Source organism: Cryobacterium sp. AP27 (genome assembly GCF_056680495.1).
Window position 1 is genome coordinate 2,256,658 of the sequence record NZ_CM155285.1, and the last position, 13,072, is coordinate 2,269,729.

Genomic DNA, 13,072 nt, shown 5'->3' on the forward strand with positions numbered 1-13,072 from the left:
CCGACACAGCCGCGGGGGCATTCCCGGCGCACGGTCCCTCGTGCGCGCAGCACCCGTCGCCCCGCCGTTTCGCGCGTTCCGTGAAACGGCGGGGCGATCGGCGCGCCCGGCCCTGTGGATAACTGCCGTCCGCCGTCGGCGGGGTGCATCATCGTGTCATGATCCTCCGGCTCAACCCCAGCCTCCCGCTGGTGTGGCGCACCCCCGACACGATTCAGGTCGGCATCGACCGTCCGGCGCTCGTGGTGGCCGGGGTCACGCCGGCGTTGGAGTCGGTGATCGCCGGCCTGCAAGCGGGAGTACCCCTCTCGGCGGCGCTGCTGCTGGGACGAGAAGCCGGAGCATCCGCGGTCTCCGTCACCCGGCTGATCGAACAGCTTGGGCCGGCGCTCGTCGAGCAGAGCACGCCCGGCCCGCAGCATGACCGACCGACCGTGGTTGTCGACGGAGCCGGGCCGACCGCGGAGCGCCTTCGCGTTCTGCTGCGGGACCTCGGGCTCGTCGACGCACCGGCCGCGCCGCCGTCGAACCTGCCACCGTCCCTCGCCATACTCATCGGGCACTATGTGCTGCAACCGGATCGCCACACTCGCTGGCTGCGCCGGGACGTGCCGCATCTCTCGGTGATCTACGGCGACGCCGGGGTACGCATCGGGCCGCTCGTGCACCCGGGAGCAGGGCCGTGCCTCGTGTGCGTGGAGCTCGCGCACGTCGAACTCGACCCGGCCTGGCCGGCCCTCGCCTGCCAGCTCGTGCGCCGCACCGCCGCCACGGAGACACCACGGCTCTCCATCGAGGTCGCCGCCCGCGTCGCCGCACTCGCACACGACACGCTGGAGAACCGGGCCGCGCATCCCACCTCGATGCTGGGCGGCTCGATCATCATCGACGCCGCAACCGGTGAGGTCAGGCGCCGCGTGCACCTGGCGCACGAGCGGTGCGGGTGCCAAGCTCTGCCAGAAAACGCGACCGTTCCCGACCGGATCGCTGCTGATTTCCGACCTTCGACCAGCTCAGACCGAGCCGCTTCCTGGCGCGCGTGATGCCCACATAGAGCAGGCGACGTTCCTCGTCGATCTGCTCGAAGGTGCTCGCGAAACTGATCGGCACAAGGCCCTCACTGAGACCGATCACGAAAACCGTGTCCCACTCGAGACCCTTCGCCGAGTGCATCGTGGCGAGGGTGACGGCCGCCACCGTCGGTTCGTGCTGCCCGGCCTGCCTTTCCATGAGCTCGTCCGTGAACGCGCGAAACGTTGTTCCGGGGGCCGCCTGGTCAACGAGTCCCATGATCGCGTTGAGGGATTCCCAGCGGTCGCGCACCGCACCGCGCGCCTCGGGCGCCGTCTGGCTCCAGCCCAGTGACCGGAGAACGTCACTGACGCTTTTGAACAGCGGCTCCCCCATGATCGACACGGATGCGGCGCGCAGTGACATGACCGCCTGCTTCACCTCCTGCAGGTCGAAGAACCGCTTGGCCCCGCGAATCTGGTAATTGACGCCCACGTCTCCGAGGGCCGTTTCCAGCAGCGCGGCCTGCACGTTCACGCGGAACAACACGGCGATGTCTTCTGGTTTCGCGCCCGCTTCGATGAGGTCCAGTATCTGCTGGGCGACGCCACGCGCCTCCGCCATGTCACTGGAGTAGTCGCGCACCTGCGGGTCGATGCCGGGCCCCGCCGACGTGGAGTGCAGCGTCAGTGCGCCGGGACGTCCGCGCATGAGCTGGTTGGCCGCGGCCACGATGGTTGGCGTGGAACGGTAGTTCTGCTCCAGCCGAACGACCGTGGCATCCGTGAAGCGTTTGGGAAACTCCAGCAGGTACTCGCTGCGCGCGCCCGCGAAGGAGTAGATGGTCTGGCTGGCGTCGCCGACGACGCACAGGTCGCGGCGGTCGCCGAGCCAGAGCATGAGCAGGTCGTGCTGCAGGGGCGACACGTCCTGGTATTCGTCGACGACGAAGAACCGGTACTGCTCACGAACCTGCAGGGCCACGGAGGGCTCTGCCTCGATCATTCCCGCCATGGCGAGCAGCACGTCCTCGAAGTCGATCTGCTTGCGCTCATCCTTGAGCCGTTCGTAGGTGAGTTGCAGGTCCACCACCTGAGCGAGATCCAGCCGACCGGGCAGCGTGCGGGAGGCGATTCCGGCGGCATACTGGTCGATGCCGATTCCGCTGGTTTTGCGCCACTCAATCTCTGCCGCCAGGTCACGGAGTGTAGCGGTATCGAGCTTGAGTCGCAGCGCCTCGGCGGCGTGGCCGAGCAGCCGCCCCTTACCGTCGAGGATGCGCGGGGCGACTCCCCCGACAACATGCGGCCAGAAGTAGTTCAGTTGGGACATGGCCGCGGCGTGGAATGTACGGGCCGCGACCCCGCCCGCGCCGAGCTGTCGCAGGCGACCGCGCAGTTCGGCGGCGGACCGGGAGGTGAAGGTGAGCGCCATCACCCGGTTGGGCGCGTAGGCGCCGCTCATCACCCCGTAGGCGATGCGGTGCGTGATGGCACGGGTCTTGCCGGTACCCGCCCCGGCCAGCATGCACACCGGGCCGACGAGCGCTTCCGCGGCCACGCGTTGCTGGTCGTCGAGTCCGGCCAGCAGGGATTCCTCGGTGATCGTCACGGCGTCGGGGCCTGCGCACCGCTCGGCACGCCGCTGAGCCACCGCTCGATCATGGCGTGGGCAATGGATGAGGGTCCGGGGAGAATCAGCCACTCCGAGGCGTCCCGCAGCTCCTGACGGGTGAACCAGCGCAGGTCCAGGATCTCCTGGCCGTCGGGAACGAGATCGTCGGCGAGCTGGTCGTCGGCGAGCCGGGCCGTGAAGCCGCACATGATCGAGGCCGGGAACGGCCACGGCTGCGAACCGACATACTCCGGGCGGGTGACACGCAGTCCGGATTCCTCGAACATCTCGCGCACGACGGCCGCTTCGAGCGGTTCCCCCGGTTCCACAAAACCGGCCAGGAGCGAGTAGCGGTTGTTCTCCCAGAGCGCGTTCGACCCCAGAAGGAGGCGGTCCTGCCCGTCGGTGATCAGGACGATCACGGCGGGGTCCGTGCGGGGAAAGACCTGGTTGCCGCACGACGGGCAGCGCCGCACCCAGCCGCCGTCCTCCGACGCTGTTTCACTGCCACACCGCGGGCAATGCGCGTGGGAGGCGTGCCAGTTGAGCACGCCGAGTGCCTCGGTGAACAGCCCGGCGTCCCGGTCGGACAGGTCCGTGACGACGGCGCGCAGGCCGACCCACCGCGTCTCGTCGGGCTCGAGGGCCGCGGCTTGATCGTCGCTCAGCGTGACCGCGGCGAGCCGGGTTCCGGCCGACTCCAGCTCGTCATCGGCCAGTGACCGGCCCAAATACACGCGCAGGGCGTCGGCGGGGATTCGGTCGGGGGCGACGAGCTGCAGTCTCGGCCGCACGGATGCCGACCTCTCCCCGCGTGGCAGGGGAAGGGTGAGCAGCGCACGTCCGTGCCAGAGCACGAACACACGCGCCGACGCATCCGCCCAGAGCGTGTCAAAGAGCCCCGGAGTGGTGCGCTCGATGTGGTCACGATCAACCGCGTGTCGTGACAGCGGCAGCCGCGTCGTGAAAGCGAACGACATGGTGAATTCTCCGGTTTGGCGCTAAAAGTATTGTGGAGGCGTGGCGAACAACCGCAGGGGGGCAAGTCGACCTAACCTAGGAGGCATGGCCAGATCTCATCTCACTCTAGCCGCGTTGGCCACTTCCGCCGTCTCCGGACTCGGCGTCGCCCGCACGCGTCGCCACAGCTCCGGCGCGCACGGGCTGTTCGACTCGGCACTCATCGTGTGCACCGACGACCGGACGCTGATCATTCGCGTTCCCAACACGCAGGCCGCCGAAACCGAGCAGTCGGCCGACCTCATTGCCCTGCGCGCGCTCACGGCGGGCAACCGCAGTCGCCTGCCATTTGACGTTCCCGCTTTTGTGGGCCAGACGCCGGTCTCCGGAACGCGGGCGATCGTCTATGAGCTGCTCGACGGCGACATGTTCGACGCCGACGCGCTCACGAGCCATGACGGTGTTGCCGGGTCGATCGGTCGCGCGATCGCCGCCATCCACGGACTCCCCACCGCCTTCGTCAACACGGCAGGTCTCCCGCAGCAGAGTGCGGAAGAATGCCGCACCGCGGTGATCGACGTCATTGACCAGGCCGCGGACACCGGCTACCTGCCGGCCGCGCTCCTGCGTCGCTGGGAAACGGCGACGGACGACGACGCGCTCTGGCAGTTCGCCCCGACCGTTGTGCACGGCACCATGTCGGCCGAATCGCTCCTGATCACCGACGATTCCGTGTCGGGAGTTCTCGGTTGGTCCGGCCTGTGCGTCGGCGACCCCGCCCGCGACCTGCACTGGCTGCTGTCCGCTCGGGGGGACGCCGCGGAGACAGCCATTGTCGCGTACACCACGGCCAGGCAGATCGGTGATTCCCGCATCACCCAGCGCGCCATGTTGTACGCGGAGCTTGAGCTGGCGCAGTGGCTGCTGCACGGCACCGCCACGCGCAACCAGTCCATCGTCGATGATGCCGTCGTGATGCTTGACGGTCTCGTGGAAACGGTGCACAGCCACACCACGCATCCGCTGTCTCCCGACACCGGGCCGATTCTCGGAGTCAGCGATGTGGAAACAATGCTCGACAAGACCCCGCGGCCGCCACGCGCGCCTGACCAGGACGCGTCGATGCACACCGACAGCTACAACTTCGCCGATCTTGACTCCGGCGAATTCGCACGCTTGAACGGCGACGACGACGCCGGGACCGAGTCGGATCAGTCCGGCGGGTCCTTCACCGGTGACGACGCGACCGGGCCGATCACGCTGCCCGACACCGATGCCGGCTCCGGCGCGACGACCGACGACCACGCACGCATCAGGTCGTCCTCCGAGTAGATGCGATCCGGCGCCACAATGGCGTCGTCCGCCACGAAGTAGAAGACGGCGTCGACGAGTTCCGGGTCGATTCCCTTCCACCGCGCGTACGCGAGTCGGTACAGCGCCAGTTGTGTTTGCTTGAGCTCGAGGTCGGCGGCGTCCGTGGGCGCACGGCCGGTCTTCCAGTCGACGACCTGATAGCCGGTGTCCGTGCGGTACACCGCGTCGAGCTTGCAGACGAACACCTGCCCGGCCATCGGATGGTGAATCTCGATCTCCACTTCTTCCGGGCGGCGATCTCCCCACGGGGACCGCTCGAACGTGCGCTGAAGTCGCTCGAGCGCGGCGTGCTCGGCCGCGGCCCAGTCCTGGGGCAGCGCGGCATCGCTTGACGTGTCGTCGTCGAATCCGTCGAGTCCGTCGCGTTCGAACGAGGACGAGTCGATGAGATCCTCGGAGTCCACACCACCGGCCCGGTGTTCGACCCAGGCGTGAAACAAGGTCCCGAGCCGCGTGGCCCGGTACGGTCGCTCCGGCATGGGGCGCCGGAGCGCGGCGGCCACCTTGATCGGGTCGTCGACGTAGTCCTTGAACCGTGACGCCGGGATTCGAGTGGGGATCGGGGCGTCGGCGATGCCGGCCAGCCGCAGCGCCCTCTCCTCCAGGAGCAGGGTCACGATGTGCGTCCACCGGGTCTCCCGGTCGCCGTGCGCCTCGCGCACCTGCTCTGCGGCGGCCTCAACGACCGGTCGGCGAGTGCCGAGCGGGTCGAATGGCCACGATTCGGTCCCGCCCTGATCCTTGTCGGGCTTCTCGTCCGTCTCACTGCACTCGGGCACATCGGCGATGAGCCCGGCCTCGGCGAGCTCGAGCAGGTACCGGCTGGGTTTGCGCTGGGTGGTGCCACCGCCCCAGAAGGAGCCGCTGAGCAGCAGCTCCTGTTGGGACCGCGTGGTGGCCACGTAAATCAGTCGGCGTTCCTCGTCGTCGTGCCGTACCCCGAGCTCCTCCTTGTACCGGGTGAAGGCGTCGTCGTAGGAACGTTGGGTCTCGTGGTCCCACCATTCCAGCTCGGGCAGTTCGGAGCGGTCGCCTCGAAACGCATAGGGCAGCTCGCCGAAGCGCATCCATCCGCTCGTCTCCCGACTCTGCGCGGGGAGGCTCTTCTCGGTGAGGTTGGGAATCGCCACGAAGTCCCATTCGAGTCCCTTGGCGCCGTGGATGGTGAGCAACTGCACCGTGCCCTCCTCCGCAACTTCAAGACGAGGACCCATGTCGTCAGAGCGTTCGGCGCGACCCACCCAGCGCACGAAGCTGGCGAGGGTGCCCTGCTCGTCGCTGTCGAGAAAGGCGGACACCGTGTCGTGGAACGCATAGAGATTGGCGAGGCCGAGCCCGTTGGATTCGTTCGCCACAAGCTCCACGTCGAGCAGCAGCTCCTGCTCGATGAGCCGCACAAAGTCGAGCAGCGGCAGCCCGGCGCGGGACCGCAGCCAGGCCAGTTGACGCCCGGCGGCGCGCAGCCGTGTACGACCGTCCTCGCTGAAGGCGGCCAGCTGGCCGTGGGTCTCCGAGGCGGTCGCCACAAAGTCGAGCGCGTCGACCAGGGATGCCCCCTCATCGACGGCAACCGATGCGCGCAGTTTGTCTCGGATCTCCCGCGGAACGGCCTGCTGCGCCCAGTCGTGAGAGGCGAGCCACCCGGCGACCGCGGAGAGGGCCTGCAGGTCCCGCGCCCCGATCCGGAAGCGTCCGCCGCTCAGCAGACGCACGAGTTCGCTTCCCGCTCCCGGGTCGTGCACGACGCGCAGCGCGCTCACGACGTCGGCAACCTCCGGCGTGGACAAGAGACCGCCGAGGCCCAGCACATGCGCCCGCACCCCGTGCTCGCGCAGCACTTCGGCGAAGAATTCCATGTCTTTGCGCGCGCGAAAAAGCAGGGCACCGGAGAGTTGACTGCCGGCGGGCAGCCGCCGCGCGAACCATGCCGCGACCGCATTGGCCTCGTCGACCATGGTTTCGGCCATGACGGCCTGCACCGTTCCGGTCATCTTTCCCGCCGGCACCTTGAGGGTGTCGACCTGGATGCCGTCCGGCCGGGCCCGCAGCGCCTCGCTGAGCGGCGCGACGAGAGCGTTGGCCGCGTCCAGCACGCTGACCGGGTTGCGCCAGGTGTACGACAGACTCATGGCGGGGGCCTGCCGGTTGGAGACACCCGCAAAGTCCTGGGAGAAGCCGAGCAGGTTCGCGGAACTCGCCCCCCGCCATCCGTAGATCGACTGATGCGGGTCACCGACGGCCATGACCGGATGCCGCGCGAAGACGGTGTGCAGCAGCTCGGTCTGCAGCACGGACGTGTCCTGGTATTCGTCGAGGAGCACCACGCGGTACTGGTCGCGGTAACGGTCCACGACGGCCTGCACCTTCTGGCACACCTGCAGGGCCAGGGCCACCTGATCGGAGAATTCGATCAGGCCGAGCCGACGCTTCTCGTCGCTGTACCGCGCGGCGAGTTCCGCGAGCACCGCGATCGGCAGAACGGCCGCAAGCGAATCCTCGACGGACGCGTACGGAATCTTCTTGCGCGGGTTGCCATACGGCAGATCGCGGAGGTAGCCGAAACCGGACGCGAAGCCGGTGAGATCGTGGGGTGCGCGGGCCGCACCGGGAACGAAGTCCGGCGGGTTCTCGGCGAGCGCCCGGCTGAGGCCGAGAACGGCATTGGTGACGGCGTCGACGTTGCGGCCGAAGGGCACGAGGCGGCCATCGCCGTGTTCGACGACCACCCGACGGGCGAGAAGCCATGCGGAGGTCTCACTGAGCAGCACCGACTCGGGTTCGCGGCCGAGCAGCAGCGCGTTGTCCGTGAACAGCCGGCTCGCGAACGAGTTGTAGGTGGAGACGCTCGGCGTGTTGAAGAGGTCGCCCGCGTCGGCGACGTTGTCGCCCGGTTCTGCGGCCTCGTGCGTGGGCAACAGACCGGCCTTGTCCAGTTCGAGGATGCGCTTGTTGATGCGCTCGGACAGCTCACCGGCGGCCTTGCGCGTGAACGTGAGCCCCAGAATCTGATCCGGGCGGGCGTGGCCGTTCGCGAGCAACCACAGCACCCGGTTCGCCATGGTCTCGGTCTTGCCGCTGCCGGCGCCGGCAACCACGAGCGTGGGCGTGAGTGGCGCCTCAATCACCGCCTGCTGTTGGACGGTGGGCGGCGGCAGCGCCAGTGCCGCGGCAATCTGCAGTGCCGAGACCGGGTCGCCGGCGGGAGTGTGCGGGGTCATGTGCTTACCTGCTTGATCACGTGGATGCGGCACGAGCCGTAGGAACGGGGGTCGAGGCAGTGAGAGCTGATCTCCGCCAGGAACGTGGACGCGCCCATGCCGGCGGCGTCGGCTCCGACTCGGGCCCGGAACTGCTCGATCTGCTCGGGGTCGAACGCCGGCTGGGTGGGATTGCGGTAGTTCTGTTTGGCCGTGCCGGAAGACACGATCACGAGTCGCGCGCCGGCGAGCGACATGTCGGCCGGTATCCCCTCGATGACACCCTCGGTGAAGGCGAGCTGGTAGGCACCGAGTTGGGGATGGTCGATGACTCCGGCGTCGCTCGTGGGATCACCCTTGCCGGTCTTGAGGTCGACGATGACCGCCCGGCCGTCGCTCAGGCGCTCCACCCGGTCGATGGTTCCCGAGAGCACGGCGCCGTCGACGGGCAGCGCGAACTTGCCTTCGGCGCTGAGCAGCGCTCCCCCGGTGTGTTCGAAGTCGAGCAGGTACGACGCGAGGCGGTCGGTGAGTGCGCGCGCCTCGACCTTCTGCACCCGCGACTGCCATTCGGCGTCGAACTGCAGTTCGTTCCAGCGTTCCTCCACGCCCTGCCAGAGCGCGTCGGGGCTGCGGGCGGTGGACTCCTCCATCACCTTGTGAATGATCGTGCCGAGATTCGCCGCCGTGTTGGACGTGCCGCCGCCCACCTGGCCGATCAGCCAGTGCAGCGGGCAGGTCTCGAACGCCGCCATCCGGGACGGGGAGACGCGCACGGGGTCGTCGCCCGCGTCCGGGTCATTCAGCGGCCGTTCCGTGCTCGGTTCGCTCAGGCCGTACCACTCGGTGACGGATGCTCCCGGCACGTTGGCGGCGGCCAGTCGGGCGAGCGTCGCCGCGGCATCCGCGGCCCGAGCGCTTCGGTGTGCGGACTCCGGCGAGCCGGCCCTGGTGAGGTCGGCGCGCAGCCGACCGGCGAGACCGCGCAGGGACAGCGGGTAGTGGCTGGGGTCGTCGGGATCGTCGCCGGCCGTCTCGGGCGGCGGGAGCAGGCGCAGAAAAGCGGACGGTTCGTTTTCTTCGCTCTTGATGCACGTGACGATGAGTTCGTTGGTGGCACGGCTCGCCGCCTGGGCGAACATGCGCAGTTCGTCATGCAGCACCTCCAGGCGGGGATCGTTGCCCGCGGCCGAGTCACCGTGACCGGCGAGCGCGGCGAGATCGCCGGCGCCGAGGAGGGATCCACGGATGCGCAGGTCGGGCCACACATTCGCCTGCACCCCGGCCAACACCACGATCTCGAAGTCGCGGTTGATGGTGCCGCTGGGGGTCGCCACCACCACGGCGTCGCCGAGGGACCGCGGGGCGAGCGTGTCTTCGGGAACGTCCGTGTCGACGAGGTGCTCGAGGAACAAGACCGGCGGAGCGCCGGGGGTGCGTTCCACGTAGCGCTGCGCGGCCGAGAAGAGGGCCACGACGGCGTCGAGGTTGTGGTTGGCCTCGTCGGCGACGATTCCGGTTCCGGTGGACTGCTCCTTCCACTCCCGCGCGAGGCCGCTGCGTTGCCAGAGGCCCCAGAGGAGCTCCTCGATCGTGGCCCCCGCGGCGTTCTCGATCGCGGCCTGGCGCAGACTCGCGGCGCAGCTTGCGGCGCGACGGGCGGTGCGGTTGTCGATGGCCGCGAGCAGGCTCGGGGTGGTGAACACCGCGGCGAGCAGCTCGTCGGATGTGCGGTCACGACCGGGCGGAGGGACGGGGGCGGCGGAGCCCTGCTCGTCGCCGGGGAGCGACCTGCTCAGCTCCTGCTGGCGCAGCGCGGCTCGCAGCCGGCGCAGGGTGATCGGGTCGAGTCCGCCGAGCGGTCCGCGCAGCAACTCGACGGCCGCCTCGGCGCCGAGCGGTTGACGGCCGAGCGTTACCTCGAGGGCCAGGATGAACGCTCGCACCGCGTAGTCGTCGCGCAGGGCGGTCTGGGCTGTCGACACCTGCGTGGGCACTTCCAGGGCGGCGAGGCCCCGGGAGAGCGAGGGGACGAGGGAGCCGCTGCGCACAATTACCGCCATGCGTCCCCACGGCACACCGTGAAGCACGTGCCGGTCCCGCAGCCGCCGGGCAATCACGGCGAGTTGCTCGGCGGGGCTGTCCACCACAACGGTGTGCACGCGGTCATTGCCCGGTGCGGGGTCCGCCGGGGCTGCCTGCTCTGCCTGCTCTGCCTGCTCTGCCGGAACCTGTCGGGGAGCGTTCGCCGCGGGAAGCGCGCTCGACGCGCTGCGGGCCGCGCGCTGTGTGCCGGCCGCGGCGGTGCCAATGCGATGGCTGATCTCGCGCACGACGTCACGGATCCCGTCGTCGTGGCGGTACACCGTGGAGAGCACGAGGGCGGGGCCGACGAGCGCCGGGTCGCCGGCGGCGCGAGACCCCGGAGCGTCGAGGTAGGCACCGAGCCGCCCGAGGGCATCCGGGTGGGCGCCGTGAAAGGATCCGGTGCTGATGTCGGGGTCACCGAACGCGATGACCGTCACGCCGCGGTCCACGAACCGGGCCAGCAGCGTGAGGGTGGCCTGGGTGACTTCCTGCGCGTCGTCCAGCACGATGAGGCGCAGCCCGGCGAGCGCCCCGAGAACGCCTTCGCCCGCCGCCCCGGCCGGGGCCTTGGCCACGATGGCGGCGGCGAACTGGGCCATTTCGGTCGAATCGTACTGACCCGGACGGGTCTGGTCTTTCACGTCCTCGTAGCCGCGAATGAACTCCGCCGCCGCCACCCACTCCGGACGCTGCTCGCTCTCACCAAACCGGGCCAGCGCTGTGGCCGTTACTCCGTACTCCACGGCGCGCATCATCAGGTCGCGCAGCTCCGTGCGGAAACCGCGCAGGCGACGCACGTCGGGACCGAGCGTTTCGGGCCAGTCCGGCCCGGCAGTCGTCCCTGCCTGATCGGTTTCGCGTGCGGACGCCGCACCGTCCAGGTGCCCCTGCAGCAGCTCGGCAATGATCTGGTCTTGCTCCCCGCCGGTGAGCAGGGTCGGCGCCGGTCCGCCCGACACGGCCTCGGCGCCCCGCACAATCTGGAAGGCCACCGAATTGGCGCTGCGGGCGAGCGGGCCGTTCGTGGGGACGCCGAGACGGAGGCCGAGCCGGTCTCGCAGGGTGGTGGCGCCGGTGCGGGTGGGAACGAGCACGAGCACCTCGCTCGGCGAATAGCCCCGGCCGAGCACGCGGTCGGCGACGAGCTCGATCAGGGTGCTCGTCTTTCCCGTTCCCGGCGCACCGATGACGGAGCACGACAGGCCGTCGGGCAGCGCGATCGCCGCCTGCTGCGAGGCATCGGGGGTGATCGGCCGGGGGGTGACGACACCGGCCGTCGATGCGTCCTCGGACTCAACGGTGTCGGGGAGGCGGGAGGTGTTCACGTTTTCAACGGTATCTGGTTGCGCCGACAGTGAACGGTGTCGGGCAGGCGTGCCGTTCTGTCGTAACCTGACCATTACGCAACGAAAGGCTCATCTGGTGGATATCCGCATTGGCATCTTCAACTCTCCCCGTGAGATTGGTTTCGAGACCTCACAGCCCGCAGCCGAGATCGAGGAAGCGGTCGCGGCCGCGCTGGCCGCTCAGACCGGCTACCTGACCTTGAAGGACGACAAGGGCAAGGTGTACATCATCCCCACGGTCGGTCTCGCCTACGTGGAGCTGGGCTCGGAGCAGTCCCGTCACGTCGGTTTCGTCGCCTAACAGCGCATGGAACTGCTGTTCGTGTCCCTCGGCGGCACGCTTCTGGGACTCGCCGCGCGCTACCTGCTGCCCGGCCGTTCCACCCACGGGTCGGTACTCGTGCCGGCCCTGGGCACGGTCATCGCCGCCGCGGTCTGGGTGGGCCTCACTTGGCTCGGCTGGAAGTGGGACGGCGGCGCAATCTGGTGGGTGTCCCTCATCGTCTCGGCCGTGGCATCCGCTGCCATCGCGATCGTGCTTGCCCGGCGACGCAACCAGGCCGACCTCGATATGCTCCATGCCCGCATGAACAACGGCGCGCCCGGAGGGTCCCCCGCAAGCTGACGGCACCCTCGCCGCCCACTCGACGCGTCGCCGGGGCTCGGCTCGCGTCGTACGGCTAAGCGGTGAGTCCGAGGCCGTCCATCCGACGCGTGTGGGCGGCGATGATCTCCGTGAACACCGGCTCGGTGCGCGACTCGGCTGAGACGTCGGGTTCGCACACCGGCATGGCCGAGCGGGCGATGAGAAGTGTGTCGCCCACGAGGCGGCGACCCCACATGGCCAGCCGTGAGCCCAGAGCGGCGTCGGCGGCGATGGCCGCCTGTAGTTCGTGCACCAGCACGGTCGTTCCCGAGTCTTCGCCGAGCAACTGGGCGATGCGGGGACCCACGTCGCGCGGAAGCCCGTCGGACAGTCGCACGAAGAAGTCCTCAAGCAGGCCGCCGGTCAGGTAGCAGCTCAGCAGGAGCTCGTGCCAGTCGGACCCCTGACTCTGCGCGCGATAGTGGTCGAGAGCCGGCACGAACGGAGCCATCGCCACGTCGGGTTCCGTGCCACGGCGGCGAATCTCGGCGATGAGGCCGTGGTGTTTGGAAAGCGCACGGCCGGCGGCAGCGCTGAGGCCTTCCTTCGCCGCCAGATTCGGCGCGGTGGCGACGGCACGGGCAAGGCTTTCGAACTCGCCGAGCTCGAAATAGGCCGCCTGGCCGAGAAAATGCATGAGGTCGGGCGTCAGGGTTGCGATGTCCACTTTCACGCTCGACTGTGCCACCCCGCGGGCTGTGAGCCGGGGGACCTCCACGCGCTGCGGGCGCCGACCGAACCACGTGACCACGAACCCAGCATACGACCGCGCGCCTGTGGCTGCGGTACACCCCGCGCAGTAAGGTGGAATTACGTCGCCGGCAAGGATCGGTGAC

The 13,072-nt window shown here is 69.1% G+C and carries 7 protein-coding genes and 2 pseudogenes; 4 read left to right on the forward strand and 5 right to left on the reverse strand.

Features of this window, described 5'->3' with window-relative positions; translation table 11 throughout:
* Positions 1-158: 158 nt before the first annotated feature.
* Positions 159-959, forward strand: a pseudogene (locus AC1MB9_RS10790) (hypothetical protein); the annotation flags it as partial.
* Here AC1MB9_RS10790 and AC1MB9_RS10795 read toward each other — a convergent pair.
* Together AC1MB9_RS10795 and nudC are read right to left on the reverse strand one after the other, a co-directional pair.
* Positions 907-2,664, reverse strand: a complete 1,758-nt coding sequence (locus AC1MB9_RS10795; RefSeq protein ID WP_479961955.1) for an ATP-dependent helicase — start codon at positions 2,662-2,664, stop codon at positions 907-909. The pseudogene AC1MB9_RS10790 and the gene AC1MB9_RS10795 overlap by 53 nt on opposite strands.
* Positions 2,619-3,605 (reverse strand): NAD(+) diphosphatase, encoded by a 987-nt coding sequence (gene nudC / locus AC1MB9_RS10800; RefSeq protein WP_479961956.1) that lies wholly within the window; start codon positions 3,603-3,605, stop codon positions 2,619-2,621. Before nudC ends, AC1MB9_RS10795 begins: the two co-directional genes overlap by 46 nt.
* A gap of 85 nt (positions 3,606-3,690) precedes the next feature.
* On the opposite strand from nudC, the pseudogene AC1MB9_RS10805 reads away from it, so the two are divergent.
* A pseudogene (locus tag AC1MB9_RS10805) lies at positions 3,691-4,428 on the forward strand (phosphotransferase); the annotation flags it as partial.
* A 368-nt stretch (positions 4,429-4,796) separates the two neighbouring features.
* Here the strand turns inward: AC1MB9_RS10805 and AC1MB9_RS10810 are convergent.
* Both AC1MB9_RS10810 and AC1MB9_RS10815 read right to left on the reverse strand, forming a co-directional pair.
* Positions 4,797-8,177, reverse strand: a complete 3,381-nt coding sequence (locus tag AC1MB9_RS10810) for an ATP-dependent helicase (protein WP_479961957.1) — start codon at positions 8,175-8,177, stop codon at positions 4,797-4,799.
* Entirely contained in the window at positions 8,174-11,569 is a 3,396-nt protein-coding gene (locus tag AC1MB9_RS10815; RefSeq protein WP_479961958.1) for a PD-(D/E)XK nuclease family protein, read from the reverse strand. The genes AC1MB9_RS10810 and AC1MB9_RS10815 overlap by 4 nt, the downstream gene beginning before the upstream one ends.
* A 97-nt stretch (positions 11,570-11,666) precedes the next feature.
* Between AC1MB9_RS10815 and AC1MB9_RS10820 the strand changes: the two genes are divergently transcribed.
* Together AC1MB9_RS10820 and AC1MB9_RS10825 are read left to right on the forward strand one after the other, a co-directional pair.
* On the forward strand, positions 11,667-11,891 hold the full coding sequence (locus AC1MB9_RS10820; RefSeq protein ID WP_479961959.1) for a DUF3107 domain-containing protein: 225 nt from the start codon (positions 11,667-11,669) through the stop codon (positions 11,889-11,891).
* A 6-nt stretch (positions 11,892-11,897) separates the two neighbouring features.
* Positions 11,898-12,215 (forward strand): hypothetical protein, encoded by a 318-nt coding sequence (locus tag AC1MB9_RS10825; RefSeq protein WP_479961960.1) that lies wholly within the window; start codon positions 11,898-11,900, stop codon positions 12,213-12,215.
* A 55-nt stretch (positions 12,216-12,270) separates the two neighbouring features.
* Here AC1MB9_RS10825 and AC1MB9_RS10830 read toward each other — a convergent pair whose 3' ends face one another.
* A complete protein-coding gene (locus AC1MB9_RS10830; protein WP_479961961.1) occupies positions 12,271-12,987 on the reverse strand; it encodes a ferritin-like fold-containing protein in 717 nt (238 codons plus the stop codon).
* Positions 12,988-13,072: the final 85 nt, after the last annotated feature.

Excerpts from the sequence above, each read along its gene's own strand:
- AC1MB9_RS10810 (WP_479961957.1), bottom strand. The coding sequence starts at position 8,177 with ATGACCCCGCACACTCCCGCCGGCGACCCGGTCTCGGCACTGCAGATT.
- AC1MB9_RS10825 (WP_479961960.1), top strand. The coding sequence starts at position 11,898 with ATGGAACTGCTGTTCGTGTCCCTCGGCGGCACGCTTCTGGGACTCGCC.
- nudC (WP_479961956.1), bottom strand. The coding sequence starts at position 3,605 with ATGTCGTTCGCTTTCACGACGCGGCTGCCGCTGTCACGACACGCGGTT.